Here is a 23,016-nt window from a genome sequence, read left to right as displayed (position 1 = left end):
CACCGTGAGAGCCCCGAGGAGCATCTATCGGGCGATCGATGGCGAGGGCAATCCGAAGGCTGCGGTGCGCGATGGCTTGACTGCCGTCGGAGTGCTCACCGGGCTACCCACGGGGCCGCTCGTCCGACCGCTGGGGCATCTTGCCGATGACGAGCGGGACGAGGTGACGCTGCAGGGGTTGGTGACGGGGCGGTGATTTTCAGCCTGCTTTCGCTTTCGGTGAAAGCTTCGAAGCATCAACAACAAGTGGCCCTGGCTGCGGCGAGCGCTGCAGCCCGATGCCTCCGATGGAGACGACAGCAACGGGGTTGACGCTCTCCGGACGGTCTGCGGATTCACCGGCATTGCCTGCCCCGAATCCAAAGTTCACAAGGATCATCCACAAGCCTTCAGTGATGCCTTGATCGCGCAGCATCAACTCGATGAGTTCGTTGTGCTTATAAACAACTTGAGTGACTTCAGCCATAGTTCACCAGTGCGGGGAGTGCCTTCGTGTGAGGGAAGGAAATGTCCATTAGGACGGGCAACGAACCCGGAGCATTGCTTCCGTTTGCGATTTTCATCATCTGTGCTTCGATCAAGCGGTTAAGTCCGCCACTCGAAGTGCGAATCCACTTGACATCGTAGAAGCACTTTTCAGCTTCTCCTCGGAGCGCAGAGAGAGCCATGTCCAGCCCGTCTCTCTGGCCTAAAAATGTGGCAATGGCTGTTACCAGCAATTGGTTGACGCTGACCCCTTCAGTGCAAGCACGCTCCGACGCCATACGGTGAAGCGTTCGTGGCACTCGCAAAGCAATCCTCCCGCTGTGGTCGCTCGCATCGATGGGTTCAGGAATCCTATGCCCAGAGTCAACCGCAGCCGCGATCCAAGCGACAGCTGCTGCATCAAGTGCGGTCAGCGTTTCTTCAGCTGTTTCACCTTCAGCGAAACAACCTGGCAGCTCATGAATTGAGGCCGTGTATCCGCCCTCTGGATCCGGAATGAGGCGACGTGCGTAGGCCTTCTGCACAAGCGTCAAGGCCAAGTCCTTACTCGTCAACTTGTCCGGGTTCATCGTTGCTTTCATCGGTCTCGCCATGTTGATCTAAATACTGAGTCCAAGCGTCAACATCGTCTAGGAGGGCGTCAATGACGCTCATAGCAGTTCGTCGCTTGAGCACTGGGTGCGCAGGGATTGATAGCGGCGGATTGAGGGCCGGGTCGAGCTTGCGGACATACGTCGGTTCATTGGTGAACCCAGTTTCCTAACGCGCTTCAGCTGAAGCGCAAGCCGAATGAGCTTGCGTGGCTTGATCCCGATGGGATTGGATCGAAGCTCCGACAGTTCTACCTTGATTTTCGCCAGCTTCTTGTAGTTCATGATAGTGCGGGCGATATCACCCCTGTCAAGCCCGGGCGAGCACTATCGCACAGCAAGCTCGGTCCAGACGACAAATCGCGACCGCGCCACGCACACGTTGTGCACACGCCCTGCACACGACAACCCCGAAACCCGCATGGATGCTGCTTTTTCGCAACGATCCATCATCGGCGCGACCGACAGGCGCCACGGATTCCACTGCCGATCCGAAGTGAGGTCTCGTTCCACTGAACTACCAGAAGGGTTGGGTGCAGGGCGCTGGACCCGCACGGTGCCTGCATTGTCCCAGTTGTGCAGGTGGCTGATGCGCAAGGCTCACGGTTGCCCGAGAGACTAGGTCATGCCCTCGGCAGCGGCTGAGTGACAAGGCACTGACGAACGTCTGACGCGCAACTGCACGTCAGCCGAAAACCCAGGAAGCTCGCTAGTCTGTATCCCGTACTAAAAACCGTCGCAAATACAGCGACAGGAATAACTGTCGCCCGGTATTTCAAGGAATACTCATGCAGATCATTCAACCATGGGCACTTCCGGCACGGCCGGGCGAAAGCGCCGCTGAATTGCAATCACGCCGCGATCACGCCTATTTTCAGCGGGAGACCGCGGCGAATGGGGCGTGGTTGGAGCGGCTTGGCGTGCAACTGTCGTTCGCCGGCAAGAGAGTGCTCGAAATCGGCTGCGGACATGGTGCGCTGTCGGTGCACGCGGCCCAGGCTGGCGCCTCATCGGTGCTGGGAATCGATCTGGACGACGATCGCATCGCGTTCGCCGGCGCGAACCTCAAAGCCAATTTCGGAAAACTTCAGGGCCGGGTTCGCTTCCAATCGATCGATATTGCCGAGCTGCAAGGTGAATTCGATCTGATCATCAGCAAAGATACCTTCGAGCACGTCGAACAGCTCGATGCGATGGTCGGTCACATATTCCGCCTGCTGGCCCCCGGCGGAGTGCTGGCAGCCGGGTTTTCGCCGTTCTATTTCAGCCCCTGGGGTGACCACGGTCGATTCAAGCTGAGGTTACCGTGGCTGCACGCCATACTGCCGGAGGCATGGCTATGTCGCAGAATATCTGCGCATTGCGGCAAAACCATTCGATCGGCCATGGATCTGGGCCTCAACAAGCTCCGGCCCGAGCAGTTGCAGCGCTATCTCGGAGCGCGAGACTGGGCCGCCACCGAGATTCGCTACAACCGCGGGCGCAGCCCCCTGCTTCCGGTCTTCAACCTCCTGAGGAAGATCACACCGCTCGAGCGGTTCTTCACCGTGGGGGTCTACCTGCGTGCCATCAAGAAATCCTAGCGTCTGCCGCCGCGATCCGGCGCAGGCGCTAGGTCGGCACCGCGAGTCAGACATCGAGCGTGTAAACCCTGGCGGCCTGTCGCTCACCCTCGCTGTGGCCGGCGAGCGCCGCCTCCCACAGCGCGCCGGCGGCATCGCTGGGCAGCAACCCGCTGGACATCACCGCCACCTCCTCAGAGGAAGCGTCGAACTCGGCGAGTTGCCTGCGCTCGGCGTCGAAGAGCCGCGCCAGCATCATGCCATCCGACTCGATCAGCACCAGGAAACGGGCAGGCTTCTGCATTTCGGTGACTCCTGCGAGTTCGTCGTATCGACAGACTAGCAGCTGGCTGCCGCTGCGCCGAGGCCGGTCCTGCTCAGCGTCGCAGCCTCAGGGCCAGCACTTCGTTGACGACCAGCGCGCCGAGCACCAGCGCTCCGCCCGTCAGCGTGCTCGGCCCCGGTCGCTCACCGGCCCCGAGCCAGGCCCAGCTCACACCGAACAGCACCTCTAGCAGGCCCAGCAGCGCGATCTCCGGTGCCGGCAGTTCGCGGGTCAGCCGCACCACGAGCAGGCAGGGAATGGCCAGTTGCACGGCACCCAGCAGACCGAGCAGCCCGAGGTCGTGGCCCGAGGCCTGCAGCGGCCAGGCGAGCGGCAGCGCCACGACGGCCGACAGCAGCCCACCGATCAGCACGGCCGGCAGCATGTCCTGGGTGGCCACTGCGGCTTCGTCGGGATCGGCCGGACCGTGGCTGGCGTACTGCAACACCGTCCAGTTGGTGGCCGCCGCCAGCGGCACCGTCAGCGCGATCAGGGTACCGGTGAGCGACATGCCCGCTCCCGCCTCCTGGCCGAACATCCAGGCGATGCCGATGCCGCCGACCGCGATCGCGATCCAGGTGCGCGCCGGCAGCCGGTGGTGCAGGAAGATCCGCGCGAACAGCGCGGTGATCAGCGGCCCGATCGCCATCGTGACCAGCACGTTGGCCACCGTCGTCAGGGTGATCGCCACCATGAAGGCAGTGAACATCGTCGCCCAGCACAGTCCCGATGCCCACACCGGCCAGGGCGCACGCAGCAGGCCGCGCCACAGCGCCGCGCCCCGCATCGCGCTCAGCGCCACCGTGAGCGTCAGCGCGTTGAACAGCTGCGCCAGAAGGTCACCTCGAAGCTGCGCGCAGCGTCCAGGTGACGAGTGACGACACCGGCGATACTCCAGAGGAGCGTCACCACGATCATCAGCGTGACCGCGCGTCCGTGTGTCATCGGCCCCGGCAAGGACTCAGGCGGCTTCGCGCGACGCGCGCTTGCGCTCGTGTTCCTTCAGGTGGCGCTTGCGCAGCCGGATCGACTTCGGGGTGATCTCCACCAGCTCGTCGTCGGCGATGAACTCCACCGCGTACTCGAGCGACAGGATGATCGGCGGCGTGATCTTGATCGCATCTTCCTTGCCGCTGACGCGGAAGTTGGTGAGCTGCTTGGCGCGCACCGCGTTGACCACCAGGTCGTTGTCGCGCGAGTGGATGCCGACCAGCATGCCTTCGTACACCGGGTCGCCGGCCTTGACGAACATGCGCCCGCGGTCGTCGAGTTTGCCGAGCGCATAGGTCACGATCTCGCCGTCGTCCTGGCTGATCAGTACTCCGTTCTTGCGGCCCTCGAGCTCGCCCTTGTAGGCTCGTAGCCGTCGAAGATGTTGCTGATGAGCCCGGTGCCGCGGGTCAGGTTCATGAACTCGTTGGAAAAGCCGATCAGGCCGCGCGCCGGAATGCGGTACTCCAGGCGCACGCGCCCCATGCCATCGGGCTCCATGTTCACCAGATCGGCCTTGCGCAGCCCCAGCGCCTGCATCACCCCCCCCTGGTGCTGTTCCTCGACGTCGGCGGTCACCAGCTCCATCGGCTCGTGGCGCTCGCCGTTCACCTCATGGAACACCACGCGCGGCTTGCTCACCGCGAGCTCGTAGCCCTCACGGCGCATGTTCTCCAGCAGGATGGTCAGGTGCAGTTCGCCGCGGCCCGAGACCTCGAAGATGCCGTCCTCGTCGGTGTCCTTGACGCGCAGCGCCACGTTGCTCTGCAGCTCGCGGTCAAGCCGGTCGCGCAGCTGACGGCTGGTGACGAACTTGCCTTCGCGTCCAGCCAGCGGCGAGTTGTTGACGCAGAAGTTCATCGTCAGCGTGGGCTCGTCCACCTCCAGCATCGGCAGCGGCACCGGATCGTCGATGTCGGTCAGCGTAACGCCGATGCCGATGTCCTCGATGCCGTTGATCAGCACGATGTCGCCGGGGCCGGCCTCGGTGGCCTGCACGCGCTCCAGACCGTCGAACTTCAGCACCTGGTTCACGCGCGCCTTGAACGGGATGCTGTCCTCGCCGGAGAAAACCGCCACGTCCTGCATCGGCTTGAGCGTGCCCTGATTGATGCGTCCGATGCCGATGCGGCCGACGAAGGTGGAGTAATCGAGCGAGCAGATCTGCAGCTGCAGCGGGCCTTCGGGATCGCCTTCGTGCGGCGGCACGTGCTGCAGGATGGCGTCGAACAGCGGCGCCATGTTCGTCCCTACCTCGCCGGGCGTCGTCGACGCCCAGCCGTTCAGGCCGGAGGCGTAGATGATCGGGAAGTCGAGCTGTTCCTCGGTGGCGCCGAGCTTGTCGAACAGGTCGAAGGTGGCGTTGATCACGTAGTCGGGCCGCGCGCCGGGGCGGTCGACCTTGTTGACGACGACGATGGGCTTCAGGCCCAGCGCCAGCGCCTTCTTCGTCACGAAGCGGGTCTGCGGCATCGGGCCTTCCACCGCGTCGACCAGCAGCAGCACCGAATCGACCATCGACAGCACGCGCTCGACCTCGCCGCCGAAATCGGCGTGCCCGGGGGTGTCGACGATGTTGACGTGGGTGCCCTTCCACTCGACGGCACAGTTCTTCGACAGGATCGTGATGCCACGTTCCTTTTCGATGTCGTTGCTGTCCATCACGCGCTCGGCGACCTTCTCGTTCTCGCGGAAGGTGCCGCTCTGGCGCAGCAGCTGGTCCACGAGCGTGGTCTTGCCGTGGTCGACGTGCGCGATGATCGCCACGTTGCGGATCTGGCGGGCGTTGTTGCTGGTCGTCATGTCATGCTCACTTGCTTGGATTCGGTAAGGGGCGCAGCGGTCGCGGTGTCGGCGGCAGGGCTGGCGTCGATCAGCGCCTGCACTTCAGGCGGGCTCAGCAGCCGGCCGGGGATCAGTTCTCCGGCCTTCACGTGGGCGCTGCCGAGGAAGGCACGCGGCTCGGGGCCGTATACCCGCACCGCGGCGCAATCCACAGCCTCGACGCGGCGACGCAGGCCGGACAGGAAGCGGCCGGCCTCGTCAGCCGCCAACCGCACGGCAGGCCAGTCGGCCACCAGCACGTCGGGTGGCAACAGGCGCTGCTCGCGCAGCACGGGATCGAGCGCCTGCAGCGCGTCGATGGTGATCGCGCCGTCCAGTTGCACCGGTCCGCTGGCCACCCGGCGCAGCGCGCTCAGGTGGGCGCCGCAGCCGAGCGCACGGCCCAGGTCTTCGGCGAGTGTGCGGATGTAGGTGCCCTTGCTGACGCAGACCTCGATGTCGAGCTCGTCAGCGTGCCAGCGCAGGATGTCCAGCCGATGAATCACGACTCGCCGCGGGGTGCGTTCGACCTCGACGCCGGCGCGCGCGTATTCGTAGAGTGCCTTGCCCTCGTGCTTGAGCGCCGAATGCATCGGTGGCAGCTGCATCGTCTCGCCGGTCAGGGCGGTGCAGGCGGCGTGCAGCGCCGCGTCGTCGAAGGACACCGGGCGCGTCTCGATCACCTCGCCCTCGCCGTCGCCACCGATGCGCGTGACGCCGAGCTTCAGCGTCGCACGGTAGGTCTTGTCGGCATCCAGGCTGGCCTGAGAAAACTTGGTGGCCGCGCCGAAGCACAGCGGCAGCAGGCCCGTCGCCAGCGGATCGAGGGTGCCGGTGTGCCCCCCCTTCTCGGCGCGCAGCATGCCCTTGACCTTCTGCAGCGCGTCGTTGCTCGACCAGCCCAGCGGCTTGTCGAGCAGCAGCACGCCGTGCAGCGCACGGCGCGGTGCACGCGGCTCGCGCACGGCTTGCGGCACGCGGCGGGGTGGACGGTTCAGCGCAACCGGGTTCACGTCAGGCCTCGGTGGCACCCGGTTGATCGTCCGCGTCCTTCGCCCGGGTCGCGTTGGCCTCGTGGATCAGCGCGTTGAGGTCGGCCGCACGCTCGGTGGTACGGTCGAACTGGAAATGCAGTGTGGGCACGGTGTGGATCTGCAGGCGCTTGAAGAGGCTGTTGCGCAGGTAACCGGCGGCCTCGTTCAGCGCGGCGGCGCTCTCGGCCGGATCGCCGATCAGCACCGAGAAGAACACCTTCGCGTGCGCATAGTCGGGCGTGACCTCGACCGCCTGGATCGTGACCATGCCGATGCGCGGGTCCTTGAGCTCACGGATGAGCCCGGCGACGTCGCGCTGGATCTGGTCGGCCACGCGCAGGCTGCGGTTGGGAATGGCGCGCTTGTGCTTCATGATGGGCTCCTGAACGACCCCTCAAGCACGAACCCCGCCGACTTTCGAGGGCGGGGTCCGTGCACGAGGCCAACTCCGCCTTACAGCGTTCGGGCGACTTCCTTGATCTCGAAGACTTCCAGCTGGTCGCCCTCTTTGATGTCGTTGTAGTTCTTCAGCTTGATGCCGCACTCGAAGCCTTCCTTGACCTCGCGCACGTCGTCCTTCATGCGGCGCACCGACTCGATCTCGCCGCTGTAGACCACCACGTTCTCGCGCAGCAGGCGGAAGCGTGCGTTGCGACGCACGATGCCGGAGGTGACCATCGAGCCTGCCACCGTGCCGATCTTCGAGGCCACGAACACCGTGCGGATCTCAGCGGTGCCGATGAGCTCTTCCTTCTGCTCCGGCGCCAGCATGCCCGTCATCGCCGACTTGATCTCGTCGACCGCGTCGTAAATGATGTTGTAGTAGCGCAGGTCGACGTTGTTGCCCTCGGCCAGCTTGCGCGCACCGGCATCGGCCCGCACATTGAAGCCGATGATGACGGCCTTCGACGCGATGGCCAGGTTGACGTCGCTCTCGCTGATGCCGCCCACCGCTGCGTGGACGATCTGCACCTTGACCTCGGCCGTGCTGAGCTTGAGCAGCGAGGCGCCCAGCGCCTCCTGCGAGCCCTGCACGTCGGCTTGATGATGAGCGGTAGCGTCTGCACCTCACCCTGGCCCATGGTCTCGAACATGTTCTCGAGCTTGGCGGCCTGTTGCTTGGACAGCTTCACGTCGCGGTACTTGCCGGAACGGAAGGTGGCGATCTCGCGCGCACGCCGCTCGTCGGACAGCACCATGAACTCGTCACCGGCCTGCGGCACCTCGGTCAGGCCCTGGATCTCGACCGGGATCGACGGGCCGGCCTCGGTGGCGGGCTTGCCGTTCTCGTCGAGCATGGCACGCACACGACCGTAGGTCGAACCGGCCAGGACCACGTCGCCACGCTTGAGCGTGCCCGACTGCACCAGCACCGTCGCGACCGGGCCGCGGCCCTTGTCGAGCTGCGCCTCGATCACCAGGCCCTTGGCGGGCGCGGCAACCTGCGCCTGCAGTTCCAGCACCTCGGCCTGCAGCAGCACCTGCTCCAGCAGCTCGTCGATGCCTTGACCGGTCTTGGCTGACACCTGCACGAAGGGCGAATCGCCGCCGAAGTCTTCCGGGACCACCTGCTCGGCGATCAGTTCGCTGCGCACGCGCTCCAGGTTGGTGCCCGGCTTGTCGATCTTGTTGATCGCCACGATCAGCGGCACCTCGGCCGCCTTGGCGTGGTGGATCGCTTCCTTGGTCTGCGGCATCACGCCGTCGTCGGCCGCCACGACCAGGATCACCAGGTCGGTGGCCTTGGCGCCGCGCGCCCGCATCGCCGTGAAGGCTTCGTGGCCCGGGGTGTCGAGGAAGGTGATCATGCCGCGCGGCGTCTCGACGTGATACGCGCCGATGTGCTGCGTGATGCCGCCGGCCTCACCCGCCGCCACGCGCGTGGTGCGGATGTAGTCGAGCAGCGAGGTCTTGCCGTGATCCACGTGGCCCATCACCGTGACCACCGGAGCGCGCGGCTCCAGCGGCACGTCGGTCACTTCCACGTCGTCCTCGAGGAAGGCATCCGGGTCGTCGAGCTTGGCCGTGAAGGCCTTGTGACCCATCTCTTCCACCAGGATCATGGCGGTTTCCTGGTCGAGCTGCTGGTTGATGGTGACCATCTGACCCAGCTTCATCAGTTGCTTGATGACCTCGGAGGCCTTGACCGACATCTTGTGCGCCAGATCGGCGACGCTGATGGTCTCGGGCACGTGCACCTCGTAGACCTGAGCCTCGGCCGGCGCGGTGAAGTCGACGGGCTGTCGCCACGGTCGCCGCCGCGACGCCCGCCGCGCGGTGCCTTCCAGCCGCCACGGCCGCCGGCATCGGGGCGTGCTCCGCCGCGCAGCGCGGCGCGCTTCTTCGCGGCGTCGTCGGCCCAGCTCGACGACAGCTTCTCGGACTTGACCGACTTCTTGTCGCCCGGCTTGGCGGCACCCGCAGCGCCTGCTGCCGCCGGGGCGCCCGGCTTGGCGGTGGGCTTGTGGATCGTGCCCTTGATGCCTTCGGCCGGCTTCGGCTCCTCGGGCTTCTTCGCCACGAGCACCTTCTTCGGCGCGTTCATCATCGCGCGGATCGCGGAGGCCTCGTCCTCGGCGGCCTTGCGGCGCTTGGCGAGGTCGGCGGCCTTCTGCTTCTCCTCGGCTTCGATGTCGGCGGCCTTCACCACGCGCAGCGCGGGCTTGGGCGGTTCGGCCGGAGCGGCCACCGCCGGCGCAGTGTCCGGCGCGGCGGCCTTGACACCGGTCGCTTCGACCTTGGCCGGCACCACCGGTTCGGCGGCAGCGGCCTCCAGCGCAGCGGCTGCAGCTTCAGCCGCGGCACGCTGGCGCGCCTCGGCGGCCTCCCGCTCGGCCTGCTCCTGGGCCTCGCGCGCACGGCGCTTCTCGGCCAGATCCTCTTCCTGGCGGCGCAGCAGCTCGGCCTGACGGCTGGCTTCTTCTTCGCGCTTCTGCAGTTCGGCTTCGTCGATCACCGGTGCGGCAGCCGTCGTCTCTTCAACGGCAGCCGGCGCATCGTCGCGCCTGATGAACGTGCGCTTCTTGCGCACTTCGACCTGGATGGTGCGGGCCTTGCCGGAGGCATCGGCCTGCTTGATCTCGGTGGTCGATTTTTTTGTCAGCGTGATCTTCTTGCGCTCGGCGCTCCCGGTGCCGTGCGAGGAGCGCAGGAAGTCGAGCAGGCGCTCCTTGTCGGCTTCGGTCAGCGCGTCGTCCGTGGACGCCTTCGCGACGCCAGCGGAGTGAAGCTGCTCGAGCAGCGCCGCAGCCGGGCGATTCAGCTCGGCGGCAAACTGTGCGACGGTAGTCACAGCCATTGTGGAGTGTCCTTGGTGTATCGGTGCGAACGGTGATGCGGAGTGCGGTGCGGGCGGCGCTTCAGGCAGTGAACCAGTGCTCGCGCGCCTTCATGATCAGGGCCTTCGCCTGCTCGTCGGCCACGCCGGTCAGCTCGGTCAGTTCGTCGACCGCGAGATCGGCCAGGTCGTCGCGCGTGTGGATGCCGCCTTCGGCCAGCCTGGCGATCAGCTCGGCATCGAGCCCCTCGAGGTCGCGCAGATCCTGCGAAACGCTTTCGAGCTTCTCTTCCTGGGCGATCTCCATCGTCAGCAGCGCGTCCTTGGCCCGCGTGCGCAACTCGTGGACGGTGTCCTCATCGAAGGACTCCATCTCCAGCATTTCTTGCAGCGGCACGTAGGCCACTTCCTCGAGGCTGGTGAAACCCTCGGCGATCAGGATGTCGGCCACCTCGGCATCGACGTCGAGCTTCTCGACAAACAGCTTGCGGATCGACTCCGATTCGGTCGCCTGCTTGTCCTGCGACTCCTCGGCGCTCATGATATTGATGCGCCAGCCGGTCAGCTCAGAAGCGAGGCGCACATTCTGGCCGCCGCGGCCGATGGCGATGGCGAGGTTCTCCTCGTCGACCACCACGTCCATCGCATGCTTCTCCTCGTCGACCACGATCGACTGCACATTGGCCGGCGCCAACGCGCCGATCACGAACTGCGCCGGATCGGCCGACCACAGCACGATGTCGACACGCTCGCCAGCCAGTTCGTTGGTGACGGCATTGACGCGCGAGCCGCGCACACCCACGCAGGTGCCGATCGGGTCGACCCGCTTGTCGTGCGACAGCACGGCGATCTTGGCGCGCGAACCTGCATCTCGGGCGCAGCTTTTGATCTCGAGCAGGCCCTGCTCGATCTCCGGAACCTCGTGGCGGAACAGTTCCACCATGAAGCCAGGTGCGCTGCGCGACAGCATGATCTGCGGCCCGCGTTGCGTGGTGTCCACTTCCGTGATGTAGGCGCGAACGCGGTCGCCGGTGCGGAGGTTTTCCTTGGCGATCAGCTCACTTCGCTTCAGACGCCCCTCGACCCGGCCGCTCTCGACGACGAGGTCGCCCTTGTCGAGGCGCTTGACGGTGCCGACGAAGATCTTGTCGCCGCGCGACAGGAAGTCATTGAGCAACTGCTCGCGCTCGGCGTCGCGCACCTTCTGCAGGATCACCTGCTTGGCGGCCTGCGCACCGATGCGCCCGATCGACACCGACTCGATGGCTTCCTCGATGTAGTCGCCTTCCTCGATGTCTTCGATGCGGTCGCGGGCATCGGTCAGCAGTTCCTCGGCGTCGGCGTTCTGCAGGCCGGCGCTGTCGGGCACGACGAGCCAGCGGCGAAACGTTTCGTACTCGCCGGTGTCGCGGTCGACCGATACGCGGATGTCGACCTCGCCGCCATGCAGTTTCTTGCTCGCCGAGGCGAGCGCCGCCTCGACGGCCTCGAACACGACATCACGCTCGACGCTCTTCTCGCGAGCGATCGCATCCACAAAGTCCAACAGATCGCGGTTCATTGTTCGTAACCTCCGGGTACCTGCGCCGCGGGCTCGGCTTGCTCCTTGCCCTTGCGGCCCTTGAAGTCCACGACCGGCACGAGCCGGGCGTCGCGAACTTCCTCGAGCGTGAATCCCAAGACCTGATCCTGCTTGCCGTCGTTGAAATGCAGTTCCCACGCCTCGCCGGCCGCTGCGAGCACGCCCTGGTACTTTTTGCGACCTTGGAACGGCAGCTTCAGCGTGATGTCGATCCGCTCACCGGCGAAGCGGGCGTAGTCGGCCGACTTCTTCAGCGGGCGGTCCAGGCCGGGCGAGGAGACCTCGAGCCGCGAGTAATCGCAGTTCTCGACCTCCAGCACATACTGCAATTGGCGGGTCACCTTCTCGCAGTCCTCGACCGTCACGAATTCCCCCGGACCACCGTCGTAGACCTGTCCCGGCACCCGGTCGATGAATACGCGCAGCAACCCCTGCGAGCCCCGCTCGCATTCCACCAACTCATAACCGAATCCGGTCACGGTTTTCTCAACGGCTGCCTGCCAACTCATCGACTGAAGGTTCCCGGGTTGAAACCCGCTCCATGAACTGCAAAAAGGAACGTCCGCAAAAACAATCGAACAAAAAAAAAGGGCTGGAATCTCCGGCCCAATTTCTTGTCTGGCGAAATCTGGTCTAGCGAAGCGGGGATTGTAGCGTGGGCACGCACTACCGGCAAGCATCGGGGGTGTCAAGAGCATGGCGGAGCCACGCCGCCGTGCCAGAATTTCGGGCTGCAAACAGTGGGATGGAGACATGACATGGGCTTTCTCGCCGGCAAGCGGCTGCTGATCACCGGACTGCTGTCCAACCGCTCGATCGCCTACGGCATCGCCCGCGCCTGCCGGCGCGAAGGCGCTGAACTGGCGTTCAGCTATGTCGGCGAGCGCTTCAAGGAGCGGACCACCGAATTCGCCCGTGAGTTCGACTCCACCTGATCTTCGACTGCGACGTCGCCGAAGACGCGCAGATCGACGCGATGTTCCAGCAACTCGCCCTGACCTGGCCCCAATTCGACGGTTTCGTCCACTCGATCGGCTTCGCGCCGCGCGAGGCGATCGCCGGCGACTTCCTCGACGGCCTGAGCCGCGAGGCCTTCCGCATCGCCCACGACATCTCCTCGTACAGCTTCCCGGCGCTGGCCAAGGCGGCGGCGCCGCTGCTGACCCCGAAGGCCGCGTTGCTGACGCTGACCTACCTGGGCGCCGAGCGGGTCGTGCCGAACTACAACACCATGGGCCTGGCCAAGGCCTCTCTGGAGGCCAGCGTGCGCTACCTCGCCGGCAGCCTGGGCCCGCGCGGCGTGCGCGTCAATGGCATCTCGGCCGGGCCGATCAAGACGCTGGCGGCGTCGGGCATCAAGGGCTTTGGCAAGATCCTCGACGTGGTGGAGAACAATGCGCCGCTGCGCCGCAATGTGACGATCGACGACGTGGGCAACGTTGCGGCTTTCCTGCTCAGCGACCTGGCGGCCGGCGTGACAGCCGAGATCACCTATGTCGACGGCGGCTTCAGCCGGGTCGCCAGCGGCATGACCGACGCCTGATCCCTGTTGCCGGAGGCGATCGATCGTCTCCGGACGCTGACCTCACTGCTTCACGCAGTCCACGGCGTAGCGGCGCTCGCCGCTGTCGGTTTCCTCCTCGACCAAACCGTGCACATCGGTGTCGAAACCGGGGAATCGACGGTTGAAGTCGCGGGTGAAGCGCAGGTAGTCGACGATCTTCTTGTTGAAGCGCTCACCCGGGATCAGCAGCGGGATGCCCGGTGGATAGGGTGTCAGCAGCGAGGTGGTGATGCGCCCTTCCAGGCTCTCGATCTCCACTCGCTCGGTCTTGCGGTGCGCGATGTGGGCGTAGGCCTCACTGGGCTTCATCGCCGGCTGCAGGTCCGACAGGTACATCTCGGTGGTCAGCCGGGCGATATCGCCCTTGACGTAGGCCTCGTGGATGCTCTGCGCCAGGTCGCGCAGCCCCATGCGCTCGTAGCGCGGGTGGGCGGCGCAGAACTCCGGCAGGATGCGCCACAGCGGCGCGTTCTTGTCGTAGTCGTCCTTGAACTGCTGCAGCGCGGTCAGCAGCGTGTTCCACCGACCCTTGGTGATGCCGATCGTGAACATGATGAAGAACGAGTACAACCCGGTCTTCTCGACGATCACGCCATGCTCGGCCAGGAACTTGGTGACGATCGAGGCCGGGATGCCGGTCTTGGCGAACTTGCCGGCCACGTCGAGTCCCGGCGTCACAAGCGTCGACTTGATCGGGTCGAGCATGTTGAAGCCTTCGGCCAGCGGACCGAAGCCGTGCCACTTGGCGTCGGCCTTGATCATCCAGTCCTCGGGCTTGCCGATGCCGTCCTCGGCCAGCTTGTCGGGGCCCCAGACCTTGAACCACCAGTCCTTGCCGAATTCCTTGTCGACCTTGCGCATCGCACGCCGGAAGTCGAGCGCTTCCTGGATGCTCTCCTCCACCAGTGCGGTTCCTCCGGGGGGCTCCATCATCGCCGCCGCGACGTCGCAGCTCGCGATGATCGCGTACTGCGGCGACGTCGAGGTATGCATCAGATAGGCTTCGTTGAACAGGTGGCGGTCGAGCTTGGTGTTCTGGGCATCCTGCACCAGCACCTGAGAAGCCTGGCTGATGCCGGCCAGCAGCTTGTGCGTCGACTGCGTGGCATAGACCACCGCTTCCTTCGGCCGCGGACGGTTCTTGCCCATCGCGTGGTAGCTGCCGTAGAACTTGTGGAAGGCAGCGTGAGGCAGCCAGGCCTCGTCGAAATGCACTGTGTCGATCCAGCCGTCGAGCAGTCCCTTGATGGTCTCGGTGTTGTAGAGCACGCCGTCGTAGGTGCTTTGCGTCAACGTCAGGATGCGCGGCTTGACGGTGGCCGGGTCCACATGCGCGAGCAGCGGGTTGGCGGCAATGCGCTTGCGGATCGCCGCGGGCTCGAACTCGGCCTTCGGGATCGGGCCGATGATGCCCAGGTGGTTGCGCGTCGGCGGCAGGAACACCGGCACCGCGCCGGTCATGATGATCGCGTGCAGGATGGACTTGTGGCAGTTGCGGTCCACCACCACCACGTCGTCGGGCGCCACGGTGTGGTGCCAGACCATCTTGTTGCTGGTGCTGGTGCCGTTGGTGACGAAGAAGCAGTGGTCGGCGTTGAAGATGCGGGCCGCATTGCGCTCGCTCTGAGCCACCGGGCCGGTGTGGTCGAGCAACTGACCGAGCTCGTCGACCGAGTTGCAGACGTCGGCGCGCAGCATGTTCTCGCCGAAGAACTGGTGGAACATCTGCCCGACCGGGCTCTTCAGGAACGCCACGCCGCCGCTGTGGCCAGGGCAGTGCCAGGAATAGGAACCGTCCTGCGCGTAGTCGACCAATGCCTTGAAGAATGGCGGCGCCAGTCCGTCGAGATAGCTCCTGGCCTCGCGGATGATGTGGCGGGCCACGAACTCGGGCGTGTCCTCGAACATGTGGATGAAGCCGTGCAGCTCGCGCAGCACGTCATTGGGCAGGTGTTGCGAGGTGCGGGTCTCGCCGTAAAGGTAGATCGGAATCTCCAGGTTCTTGCGGCGGATCTCGCGGATGAACTGGCGCAGGTTCAGCACGGCCGGCGCGAGTTCGGGCCCCTCGTGGGTGAACTCGTTGTCGTCGATCGACAGGATGAAAGCACTGGCGCGGCTCTGCTGCTGGGCGAACTGGCTCAGGTCGCCGTAGCTGGTGACGCCCAGGATCTCGAAGCCTTCCTTGACGATCGCGTCCGCCAGCGCACGGATGCCCAGTCCGGAGGTGTTCTCGGAGCGAAAGTCCTCGTCGATGATGACGATGGGGAAACGAAAGTGCTGCATCTGGAGGCCTCCGGCGGGCGCTGCTGGCGGGACCACCCCGCTCAAGGAAGCGCGGAGTTTAGGGCTACATCTGCAACGGCTTGATGAGCCAGGGCACGAAACGCTGCGTCGTACACTGAATGCAACATTGTTCGTCAGACGCAAGCACATCCGAGGAGGCCCGATGGACTGGAGTGCCGCCACCTGGTGGTGGATCGCGAGCGGCGCGCTGGTCGCGGCCGAGCTGACCACCGGCACCTTCTACCTCCTGATGCTCGCGCTGGGCTTCGTGGCCGCGGCCTTCGCCGCCCATGCCGGCTTCGGGTTCAGCGTCCAGATGCTCGCGGCGGCCCTGGTCGGCGGCGGCGCGGTGATCGCCTGGCACCTCAAACGCCTGCGGCGGCCCCCCGCTGCGGCGGCCAGCGCCGACCGCAACGTCAACCTCGATATCGGCGAGCGCGTGCATGTCACCGAGTGGCAGGCCGACGGTTCGGCCATGGTCAGCTACCGCGGTGCGCAGTGGAGCGCGCGCTACGCCGGCGATGGCGCGCCGTCGCCCGGCGAGCATGTCATCCACGCCATCGACGGCTCCCGCTTGCTGCTGGTTCGCTGATTCCCCTTCCTCCTTCAGGGATCCCCATGGAAATCGTCGCCATCGTCTTCTTCGTCATCGCCATCATCTTCATCGCGCGCTCGATCAAGGTCGTGCCGCAGCAGAGTGCCTGGGTCGTGGAGCGGCTCGGCAAGTACCACGCAACGCTCGTTCCCGGCCTGAACTTCCTGGTGCCCTTCGTCGACCGCCTCGCCTATCGGCATTCGCTGAAGGAGATTCCGTTGGACGTGCCGAGCCAGGTCTGCATCACCAAGGACAACACCCAGCTCACTGTCGACGGCATCCTCTACTTCCAGGTCACCGACCCGATGCGTGCCAGCTACGGCGCGTCCAACTACATCCTCGCGATCACCCAGCTGGCCCAGACCACGCTGCGCAGCGTGATCGGCAAGATGGAGCTCGACAAGACCTTCGAGGAGCGCAACGCGATCAACGCCGCCGTCGTCCACGCGCTCGACGAGGCGGCGCTGAACTGGGGCGTCAAGGTGCTGCGCTACGAGATCAAGGACCTGACGCCGCCGGCCGCCATCCTGCACGCGATGCAGGCCCAGATCACCGCTGAGCGCGAAAAGCGCGCGTTGATCGCGGCCTCGGAGGGCCGGCGCCAGGAGCAGATCAACATCGCCACCGGCGAGCGCGAAGCCTTCATCGCCCGCTCCGAGGGCGAGAAGCAAGCCGAGATCAACAACGCACTGGGCGAGGCCGCCGCGATCACCGCGGTCGCCGAGGCGACCGCCGGCGCGATCCGCCAGATCGCCGCGGCGATCCGCGAACCCGGTGGCGAGCAGGCCGTGCAGCTGAAGGTGGCCGAGCGCGCGGTCGACGCCTACAGCCAGCTCGCACAGAAGAACAACACCATGATCGTGCCGGGCAACATGAGCGAGGTCTCGGCGCTGATCGGCACGGCGATGACACTGTTCAACAAGGGCGTGCCGGCGAAGTGAGCCGCCCATGGCCCTGAACGTGCTCGGCGAGACGCTGCGCCCCTGCTCCTACGATCCGCTGACCGGCTACTTCCGAGACGGCTGCTGCAGCACCTCGGCCGAGGATCTCGGCACGCACGTGATCTGCACCCGGGTCACTGCCGCTTTCCTCGCCTTCTCGCGCGAGCGCGGCAACGACCTCGTCACACCGCGGCCGGAGTGGCGTTTTGCCGGCCTGAAGCCAGGCGACCGCTGGTGCCTGTGCGCCCTGCGCTGGAAGGAGGCGCTCGAAGCGGGTGCGGCGCCGCCGGTCGTTCTGGACAGCACGCACGAGCGCGCCCTGGCCTACGTCTCGCTGGAGCAGTTGCAGTCCCACGCGTTGTGAGCGGCCGGAGCGCGGACCACCCCTGCACGTAGGCGCATTCCGACAAGCGCCCTGCCCGACGGCCGACGGCTGGCGCTGACCCGCGCCGGCAGGAAAGACCGGGCACGCTGGTTACGCTTTTGCCCATGTCAACGACCACGTGGGAAAGGACCCTGCGTATGCAAGAAGAAAACAATCTGCAGCCGCTGCAACTGCAAATCGCGGCCCTCCGGGCGGCCGAACCTGCCGCCGACGGGGCGGCCATCCTGTTGAAAGCGGACGCCTTGCTTGCCGGCGAGCGCCGCAGTCTGGCCATCGCCATCATGCGGGACCTTGCCCCGCTGGTCGCCGTGACCTTGCTGGCCAAGGCAGCCGAAGCCGGAACCGTGCCTGGCGAAGCAAACGCTCCCCCCGTGCCGCCGGCACTCGAGTGTCTGGGCATTGGCGCGGTGGCTGCGCAGGACCCGACGCGCGTGCGATTGCACTTGCAGTTCGACAACGGGCTGATGCTGCCGGCTGAAATGTCCAAGGAGGCCGCACGCGCCTTGATTCGTGGGCTCGAATCGGAACTGAAGAGCTGACACTCCTCTCCCCCATCGGAGCTACCCCCTATCGGGACGCGCCCATGGCAAGGATCGCCGAAGCTTCGGCACCGCGGTGATGTCCGCTTTCCCGGGAGCTTCAATGTCCCTGTCTCATGCAAAGTCGCGACCGTTCGGCGCGAGTGACGTGCCTCCTGCGAGCCCGACTGCCGGCAGCAGCGAGAGCGAAACGGAATCCTCGGGTTGGCTCGCTTCGTCGTTCGACCTGAAGTTGGGACTCGATGTCTGCGAGCGCCCCTTGGACAGCCTCCCCAGCGACCAACTGGAGGCGCTGATCCAGCAGGCCGTCAACCGCGAGCAGACGGCCGCTCGCGTGAACAGCGTTTATGCGGACCAGCGCCGCAACCAGCGGCGCCGCGAAGACCGCAGCTGAAGCGCGCTACGGTCTCGCAAGTTCGCATGGACGTCCGCCTTACGGCTCAGCGCGTCTGCTTCTTGAAGGCATCCTGCAACTCACCGGGCAGGGTGTCGATCGGGTGCTCGATCACGGTGAGGCCACTGCGCAACTCGAACGTCGAATCGATCCAGTCGCCTTCATCGCCCTGCTCGGGCTCGCTCAGATCGAGATCGACCGCCAGCGAATTCAGTGGCCGGATCGGCTTGGCAGGAGGCGGAGGCCGGCGTGGCGGCCCGGAACTGTACGCAGCCATCTGGTTGCACCCATGGGGAGTGTGCGTAGACTGAAGCTTAACGCCGTTGGGCCGGATCGCACAGCCGCTTGCGCCGCAGAGCCGGAAGACAGGCTGCCCGAATGGGTCGAACGCAGTCATTCACCCTGCGTAGTAGCATCTTCGCAGGGAGTCCTCCACTCATCCGCGGATTAGGCGCACGGGGTGCCCAGCACCTCCAGTTCTGGCATGAGCGTAGATAGTTTGGCCCTGCCCCCGAGCCGTCGCTCTGCCGAGACGCGGCTTGATGCATGCCACTACCGGAGGAGTTTCCCCATGTTCCGCGCCGTTTTCCTGCAGAAGTCCGATACCGCCGTCCTCACCGAAGTCCGAGAACTTTCTGAGGACCGCCTGCCCGAGGGCGACGTGCTCGTCGCTGTCGACTACTCCACCATCAACTACAAGGACGGCTTGGCGATCACCGGCCGCTTCCCGGTGGTGCGCCAATGGCCGATGGTGCCGGGCATCGACCTCGCCGGCACCGTGGAGTCGAGCGCGAACCCCCGCTTCAAGCCGGGCGACAAGGTGCTGATCAACGGCTACGGCCTCGGCGATGCACACTGGGGCGGCCTGGCCCAGAAGGCTCGTGTCAAGAGCGAGTGGTTGATCCCGGTGCCGAGCCCGTTCTCCACATTGAACGCGATGGCCATCGGGACAGCCGGCTACACCGCGATGCTGTGCGTGCTGGCGCTCGAACAGCACGGCGTGCGCCCGGACCGCGGGCCCGTCCTGGTCACCGGTGCAGCCGGTGGTGTGGGGACGATCGCCATCGCGGTGCTCGCCAAGCTGGGCTTCGATGTGACGGCCTCCACCGGCCGGCTCGAGGAAGCGGCCTTCCTGCAGAAACTCGGCGCGAGCCAGGTCATCGACCGCGCCACGCTGGCCAGCGCCGGTGAGATGCTGGGCGAAGAACGATGGGCCGGCGCGATCGACACGGTCGGCAGCGCGACCCTCGCCAATGTGTGCGCAGCCACCCGGTACCGCGGCACGGTCACCGCCTGCGGGTTGGCCCAGGGCCTGGACTTTCCCACCTCCGTGCTGCCGTTCATCCTGCGCAACATCACGCTGTGCGGGATCGACTCGGTGATGGCCCCTACGAATTGCGCGCCGAGGCCTGGCAACGTCTGGCCCGCGACCTCGACGTGAAGAAGCTCGATGCCGTGACCCAGGTGCTCGGCCTGGACCAAGCGATTGCGACGGCCAACGACGTGCTGTCAGGCAAGGTGCGTGGCCGCGCAGTGATCGACGTGAATCGCTGATTGCGCGTCGTCATCGGAATGTCACTGGCGGAGAGAGCGGAATCTAACTGACCGTCCAGCGCAGTCCAGCCTGATCCAGCAAACCGGCCTGCAGCCCAATATTCACGCGGGTTCTACGATTTTGCTTGTCTAGCGCCGTCCAAGCGCATACATTCCAATCCATGTTTAAAACGTGGGTTGAATAGTGGGTACTTCGATTGGGCGGAGGGCGCTGCACAAGCTGTCGGCCAGGCAGGTCGAGGCTGCGAAGGCGCCCGGCTACGTCGGCGACGGTGGTGGCCTGTGGCTGCAGGTGAGCCCGACGGGGACCAAGTCGTGGGTGTTCCGGTTCACGCGGAACGGACGCGCCCGCGAGATGGGCCTGGGCGCCCTCCACACGGTGTCCCTGGCGCGAGCCCGGGAGAAGGCCCGCGAAGCGCGTGAGCTGCTCGTGGACGGCCTAGATCCTCTTGAGGCCCGGGCAGCCGAGCGACGCACCACGGATTCGAATGCCGCGCGAGCCGTCACATTCGAGGCCGAGGCCGAGGCCTACATCGAGGCACACCGCCACGGCTGGAAGAACGCCAAGCACGCCGACCAGTGGACGAACACGCTGGAGACCTACGCCTACCCGTTCATCGGCAAGCTGCTGGTCAGCGAGATCGACACCGCGTTGGTGATGAAGTGCCTGCAACCGATCTGGACGACCAAGACCGAAACCGCCTCACGAGTCCGGGGCCGCATCGAGTCCGTCCTGGATTACGCCACGGCCCTGAAGCATCGCAGCGGCGACAACCCGGCGCGCTGGCGCGGGCACCTGGATAACCTGCTGCCGAGGCCCACGAAGGTCTCCAAGACCGAGCATCACGCCGCCCTGCCCTACGCTGAGATCGGCGCGCTGATGAAGCTGATCCGAGCAGAGTCCGGGCTGTCGGCCCGAGCGCTGGAATTCACCATCCTGACCGCCACCCGCACCGGGGAGGCGATCGGCGCCCGATGGGCCGAGATCGATCTGGAGGGCGCGCTGTGGACCATCCCCGCCGTCCGGATGAAGGCTGACAAGGCGCACCGCGTGCCGCTGTCGAAGCGCGCGGTGAAGCTGCTTGAGGGCCTTTCCCGGTCGGGCCCGCTGGTGTTTCCTGGCCTGCGCGACGGTAAGGCGCTATCGAACATGGCGATGCTGACTCTGCTGCAGAAGCGGATGGGCCGGCCCGATCTAACCGTCCACGGCTTCCGCTCCACGTTCCGGGACTGGGCCGCCGAGACCACCAACCACCCGAGCGAGGTCGTCGAGATGGCCCTCGCTCACACGATCTCTGATGAGGTTGAGGCCGCTACCGTCGCGGCGACCTGATCGAGAAACGAGCCAAGCTGATGCAGTCTTGGGCCGACTACTGCGGACGCATCCACACCGACGCGACCGTCACCCCGATTCGTGCCAAGAAGGCATGAAGCAAGCGCGGCCGGAAGGTGCTGTAACACCGACCGACCGCTGACCAACCCCGATCACAGGAGGATCGAAAATGGCTGACACCAATGCTACCGAACAATCAACGCAGCGCCGCGAGCGCCGCTACTACGTGCCCATGCCCATCAACGCCGGCGCACCGGGCGTGACATGGGCTAGGCATAGTCGTCGGACGGACGAGTATCGCGGCACTGCCGAAGCGCTCGCCGCCGCCGGCCTACTGGAGCTGGAGCGGTTTCCAGGCATGCCAGGACAGAATGCCGTATCTGCAGCGTACCGGCCTTTGGGTGTGTTGCCGGAAGCTGGCGAAAGGCATCAGACCTTCCCGGCTTTCAGGTGGTATATCGCTCTTCGACTGGGCGGTATCGGATCGTGCGCAATGTCGATCGCGAAGAAGTGAAGCGACGAACTGCAGAGCTTGCGTCTAAGGCTGAGCAACGACTAGCGGCTGAGCAACGACTAGCGGCTGAAGAGGCTGTGCTGCGAGAGTTGCCCAAGACCTTGCTTGCGTACTTGGCGCTGGCCATCAGCACCAGTGGCAGCCTGGAATCCGTCCGATGGCATTTCAACGAGCCAGGTTGGCTCGCGAAAAACGAAGTCACGAAGACGGCGCGACTTCAGGTTTTGTCCGGGTTGGAGTTGATCCAGATCGCAGAAATTGAGCGGTCGATCATCGGCCACGGGTTGGAGCAAGCAAAGCAGCTTCTTCAACGCTTCACGAATGCGTAGCGCGCACGTCCGCAACTACCAATGAAGGGCCTCGTCGCTGTCGAGCTAACGCAAGTACAGCGCTACATGCTGGCTTCGTTTGTCGAGATGATCGGCACGTACCTTGTTGATTCTGGCGTTGCGCGGCAAGGACCCGATCCAGCTTCGAAATTTGTATCGCTGTTCTCCACTCCACTTTCCAACGGCAATTCGCCGCTATGGCGCTCTCTCGGTCGCGGGTCTCGCGCCACCTGCAGAGGAGGTGCGACTTCCGTCATGTTGCGTCGAGAGCAAGCCGCCTGGTGGTGCCGGGCGCTCTTCGACTGGATGACGAGTCTCAGTCCCGAGCAGATTGCAACGGTCCCAGCCAAATATCGACTGGAATTTCTCCGTGATTTGGGCCGCACATGCGTACAGCTCGCGCGCGCCGCTGATTCGCGTCGCGGAAAAAGGCGGAAGTTCAACGCCTCCAAAGCGCTCGATGAGTACGAGCGCTTGAAAGCACTTCCCCGGTCGTCACGAGGGAGGCCCTTAGAGGCGGTCGCGCTGAAGCACAAGGTGTCTGTTGCCGCAATGTCGCGCGCGCTAAAGCAGGAGCGACGCAGACGCGAGATTCCATCGGCCGCACGCCTACTTTTAGGTTAAACGCAAATCGTTGAGCGGTGCCCCGCCAATCATGTCGTCATGTCCACTGACGACGCGAGGCGCCCGATGCAAACCACCCCGACCCGATACCCGGCCGACGCGATGGTGCGCGTCGAGCAGATCTGCGGAAACCCCAAGAAGGGCTCGCCTGGGCTTCTGCCCATCAGCCGCAGCACTTGGTGGAAGTGGGTCCAGGACGGTCACGTTCCGCCCGGTCGGAAGATCGGCGCTGGCGTCACCGCCTGGCCCGTCTCGGTCGTCCTGAACATCGGCGAAGCCTCCACGGATGTT

At 65.3% G+C, this 23,016-nt stretch carries 22 protein-coding genes and 5 pseudogenes; 14 read left to right on the top strand and 13 right to left on the bottom strand.

Annotation, left to right across the window (positions count from 1 at the left end; all coding sequences use genetic code 11):
• A partial coding sequence (locus Y694_RS25790) for a hypothetical protein (RefSeq protein WP_231497641.1) occupies positions 1-196 on the top strand: 196 nt, incomplete at its 5' end.
• A gap of 3 nt (positions 197-199) precedes the next feature.
• Here the strand turns inward: Y694_RS25790 and Y694_RS24245 are convergent.
• The 3 genes from Y694_RS24245 to Y694_RS24240 form a co-directional block, all read right to left on the bottom strand.
• Positions 200-466: a hypothetical protein gene (locus Y694_RS24245; RefSeq protein WP_152543438.1), complete on the bottom strand. Its 267-nt coding sequence runs from the start codon at positions 464-466 to the stop codon at positions 200-202.
• A complete protein-coding gene (locus tag Y694_RS23375) occupies positions 459-1,067 on the bottom strand; it encodes a type II toxin-antitoxin system HicB family antitoxin (RefSeq protein WP_231497640.1) in 609 nt (202 codons plus the stop codon). The genes Y694_RS24245 and Y694_RS23375 overlap by 8 nt, the downstream gene beginning before the upstream one ends.
• Positions 1,068-1,136: 69 nt before the next feature.
• Positions 1,137-1,361, bottom strand: a complete 225-nt coding sequence (locus tag Y694_RS24240; protein WP_152543439.1) for a hypothetical protein — start codon at positions 1,359-1,361, stop codon at positions 1,137-1,139.
• 503 nt (positions 1,362-1,864) lie between these two features.
• Between Y694_RS24240 and Y694_RS23365 the strand changes: the two genes are divergently transcribed.
• The gene (locus Y694_RS23365; protein ID WP_081771246.1) at positions 1,865-2,659 is read left to right on the top strand and encodes a bifunctional 2-polyprenyl-6-hydroxyphenol methylase/3-demethylubiquinol 3-O-methyltransferase UbiG; all 795 of its coding nucleotides are present in this window, start codon (positions 1,865-1,867) and stop codon (positions 2,657-2,659) included.
• Positions 2,660-2,705: 46 nt separating this feature from the next.
• Here the strand turns inward: Y694_RS23365 and Y694_RS11335 are convergent, their stop codons facing one another.
• The 8 genes and pseudogenes from Y694_RS11335 to rimP all read right to left on the bottom strand — a co-directional run bounded on the left by Y694_RS11335 (position 2,706) and on the right by rimP (position 12,179).
• Positions 2,706-2,942, bottom strand: a complete 237-nt coding sequence (locus Y694_RS11335; protein ID WP_036232487.1) for a hypothetical protein — start codon at positions 2,940-2,942, stop codon at positions 2,706-2,708.
• A gap of 73 nt (positions 2,943-3,015) precedes the next feature.
• Positions 3,016-3,908 (bottom strand): annotated as a pseudogene (locus tag Y694_RS11330) (DMT family transporter).
• 16 nt (positions 3,909-3,924) lie between these two features.
• Positions 3,925-5,756, bottom strand: a pseudogene (gene typA / locus Y694_RS11325) (translational GTPase TypA).
• The gene (gene truB / locus Y694_RS11320) at positions 5,753-6,790 is read right to left on the bottom strand and encodes a tRNA pseudouridine(55) synthase TruB (RefSeq protein WP_155935817.1); all 1,038 of its coding nucleotides are present in this window, start codon (positions 6,788-6,790) and stop codon (positions 5,753-5,755) included. The pseudogene typA and the gene truB overlap by 4 nt, the downstream one beginning before the upstream one ends.
• 1 nt (position 6,791) lies before the next feature.
• Complete coding sequence (gene rbfA, locus Y694_RS11315) at positions 6,792-7,184, bottom strand: 30S ribosome-binding factor RbfA (protein ID WP_036232486.1); 393 nt, start codon at positions 7,182-7,184, stop codon at positions 6,792-6,794.
• Positions 7,185-7,264: 80 nt separating this feature from the next.
• A pseudogene (infB, locus tag Y694_RS11310) lies at positions 7,265-10,109 on the bottom strand (translation initiation factor IF-2).
• Between the two features lie 61 nt (positions 10,110-10,170).
• Complete coding sequence (nusA, locus tag Y694_RS11305; RefSeq protein WP_011829517.1) at positions 10,171-11,649, bottom strand: transcription termination factor NusA; 1,479 nt, start codon at positions 11,647-11,649, stop codon at positions 10,171-10,173.
• On the bottom strand, positions 11,646-12,179 hold the full coding sequence (gene rimP / locus Y694_RS11300) for a ribosome maturation factor RimP (RefSeq protein WP_036232485.1): 534 nt from the start codon (positions 12,177-12,179) through the stop codon (positions 11,646-11,648). The genes nusA and rimP overlap by 4 nt, the downstream gene beginning before the upstream one ends.
• A 249-nt stretch (positions 12,180-12,428) precedes the next feature.
• Between rimP and fabI the strand changes: the two are divergent.
• Positions 12,429-13,213, top strand: a pseudogene (gene fabI, locus Y694_RS11295) (enoyl-ACP reductase FabI).
• Between the two features lie 42 nt (positions 13,214-13,255).
• On the opposite strand, the gene Y694_RS11290 reads toward fabI, so the two are convergent.
• Positions 13,256-15,517: an arginine/lysine/ornithine decarboxylase gene (locus tag Y694_RS11290; protein ID WP_011829520.1), complete on the bottom strand. Its 2,262-nt coding sequence runs from the start codon at positions 15,515-15,517 to the stop codon at positions 13,256-13,258.
• Positions 15,518-15,680: 163 nt separating this feature from the next.
• On the opposite strand from Y694_RS11290, the gene Y694_RS11285 reads away from it, so the two are divergent.
• The 5 genes from Y694_RS11285 (at position 15,681) to Y694_RS26500 (ending at position 18,371) form a co-directional block, all read left to right on the top strand.
• Positions 15,681-16,109 (top strand): NfeD family protein, encoded by a 429-nt coding sequence (locus Y694_RS11285; RefSeq protein ID WP_036232484.1) that lies wholly within the window; start codon positions 15,681-15,683, stop codon positions 16,107-16,109.
• A gap of 26 nt (positions 16,110-16,135) precedes the next feature.
• Positions 16,136-17,053: an SPFH domain-containing protein gene (locus tag Y694_RS11280; RefSeq protein ID WP_036232483.1), complete on the top strand. Its 918-nt coding sequence runs from the start codon at positions 16,136-16,138 to the stop codon at positions 17,051-17,053.
• Between the two features lie 7 nt (positions 17,054-17,060).
• Complete coding sequence (locus tag Y694_RS11275) at positions 17,061-17,417, top strand: DUF2237 family protein (protein WP_036232482.1); 357 nt, start codon at positions 17,061-17,063, stop codon at positions 17,415-17,417.
• Between the two features lie 158 nt (positions 17,418-17,575).
• Complete coding sequence (locus Y694_RS11270; protein WP_011829524.1) at positions 17,576-17,977, top strand: hypothetical protein; 402 nt, start codon at positions 17,576-17,578, stop codon at positions 17,975-17,977.
• 259 nt (positions 17,978-18,236) lie between these two features.
• Complete coding sequence (locus Y694_RS26500; protein WP_255343793.1) at positions 18,237-18,371, top strand: hypothetical protein; 135 nt, start codon at positions 18,237-18,239, stop codon at positions 18,369-18,371.
• 46 nt (positions 18,372-18,417) lie between these two features.
• Here Y694_RS26500 and Y694_RS11265 read toward each other — a convergent pair whose 3' ends face one another.
• Complete coding sequence (locus Y694_RS11265; RefSeq protein ID WP_152543441.1) at positions 18,418-18,768, bottom strand: hypothetical protein; 351 nt, start codon at positions 18,766-18,768, stop codon at positions 18,418-18,420.
• A 174-nt stretch (positions 18,769-18,942) separates the two neighbouring features.
• Between Y694_RS11265 and Y694_RS11260 the strand changes: the two are divergent.
• From Y694_RS11260 to Y694_RS22565, 6 genes and pseudogenes are all read left to right on the top strand, one after another.
• Positions 18,943-19,925, top strand: a pseudogene (locus tag Y694_RS11260) (MDR family oxidoreductase).
• Positions 19,926-20,109: 184 nt separating this feature from the next.
• Positions 20,110-21,258 (top strand): phage integrase central domain-containing protein, encoded by a 1,149-nt coding sequence (locus tag Y694_RS11255; protein ID WP_310732226.1) that lies wholly within the window; start codon positions 20,110-20,112, stop codon positions 21,256-21,258.
• A gap of 169 nt (positions 21,259-21,427) precedes the next feature.
• Complete coding sequence (locus Y694_RS24235; protein ID WP_152543442.1) at positions 21,428-21,772, top strand: hypothetical protein; 345 nt, start codon at positions 21,428-21,430, stop codon at positions 21,770-21,772.
• Positions 21,745-22,101, top strand: a complete 357-nt coding sequence (locus tag Y694_RS11250) for a hypothetical protein (protein ID WP_152543443.1) — start codon at positions 21,745-21,747, stop codon at positions 22,099-22,101. The genes Y694_RS24235 and Y694_RS11250 overlap by 28 nt, the downstream gene beginning before the upstream one ends.
• Positions 22,102-22,122: 21 nt before the next feature.
• Positions 22,123-22,725, top strand: coding sequence for a hypothetical protein (locus Y694_RS24230; RefSeq protein WP_152543444.1), 603 nt, complete (start codon positions 22,123-22,125; stop codon positions 22,723-22,725).
• Between the two features lie 66 nt (positions 22,726-22,791).
• Positions 22,792-23,016 (top strand): hypothetical protein (locus Y694_RS22565; RefSeq protein ID WP_155935816.1); only part of this gene is annotated, 225 nt, incomplete at its 3' end.

Origin of the sequence: Methylibium sp. T29-B (genome assembly GCF_000576225.1) — a bacterium.
GTDB lineage: Bacteria > Pseudomonadota > Gammaproteobacteria > Burkholderiales > Burkholderiaceae_C > Methylibium > Methylibium petroleiphilum.
Note: the sequence above shows the minus strand (reverse complement) of the source record. Positions and strands in the feature narration are given on the sequence as shown.

What these genes read in the sequence shown, in the direction of transcription:
- Y694_RS24245 (WP_152543438.1), bottom strand. Translation starts at nt 466, where the DNA reads ATGGCTGAAGTCACTCAAGTTGTTTATAAGCACAACGAACTCATCGAG.
- Y694_RS23375 (WP_231497640.1), bottom strand. Translation starts at nt 1,067, where the DNA reads ATGAAAGCAACGATGAACCCGGACAAGTTGACGAGTAAGGACTTGGCC.
- Y694_RS24240 (WP_152543439.1), bottom strand. Translation starts at nt 1,361, where the DNA reads ATGAACTACAAGAAGCTGGCGAAAATCAAGGTAGAACTGTCGGAGCTT.
- Y694_RS23365 (WP_081771246.1), top strand. Translation starts at nt 1,865, where the DNA reads ATGCAGATCATTCAACCATGGGCACTTCCGGCACGGCCGGGCGAAAGC.
- Y694_RS11335 (WP_036232487.1), bottom strand. Translation starts at nt 2,942, where the DNA reads ATGCAGAAGCCTGCCCGTTTCCTGGTGCTGATCGAGTCGGATGGCATG.
- rbfA (WP_036232486.1), bottom strand. Translation starts at nt 7,184, where the DNA reads ATGAAGCACAAGCGCGCCATTCCCAACCGCAGCCTGCGCGTGGCCGAC.
- nusA (WP_011829517.1), bottom strand. Translation starts at nt 11,649, where the DNA reads ATGAACCGCGATCTGTTGGACTTTGTGGATGCGATCGCTCGCGAGAAG.
- rimP (WP_036232485.1), bottom strand. Translation starts at nt 12,179, where the DNA reads ATGAGTTGGCAGGCAGCCGTTGAGAAAACCGTGACCGGATTCGGTTAT.
- Y694_RS11290 (WP_011829520.1), bottom strand. Translation starts at nt 15,517, where the DNA reads ATGCAGCACTTTCGTTTCCCCATCGTCATCATCGACGAGGACTTTCGC.
- Y694_RS11285 (WP_036232484.1), top strand. Translation starts at nt 15,681, where the DNA reads ATGGACTGGAGTGCCGCCACCTGGTGGTGGATCGCGAGCGGCGCGCTG.
- Y694_RS11280 (WP_036232483.1), top strand. Translation starts at nt 16,136, where the DNA reads ATGGAAATCGTCGCCATCGTCTTCTTCGTCATCGCCATCATCTTCATC.
- Y694_RS11275 (WP_036232482.1), top strand. Translation starts at nt 17,061, where the DNA reads ATGGCCCTGAACGTGCTCGGCGAGACGCTGCGCCCCTGCTCCTACGAT.
- Y694_RS11270 (WP_011829524.1), top strand. Translation starts at nt 17,576, where the DNA reads ATGCAAGAAGAAAACAATCTGCAGCCGCTGCAACTGCAAATCGCGGCC.
- Y694_RS11265 (WP_152543441.1), bottom strand. Translation starts at nt 18,768, where the DNA reads ATGACTGCGTTCGACCCATTCGGGCAGCCTGTCTTCCGGCTCTGCGGC.
- Y694_RS24235 (WP_152543442.1), top strand. Translation starts at nt 21,428, where the DNA reads ATGGCTGACACCAATGCTACCGAACAATCAACGCAGCGCCGCGAGCGC.
- Y694_RS24230 (WP_152543444.1), top strand. Translation starts at nt 22,123, where the DNA reads ATGAAGGGCCTCGTCGCTGTCGAGCTAACGCAAGTACAGCGCTACATG.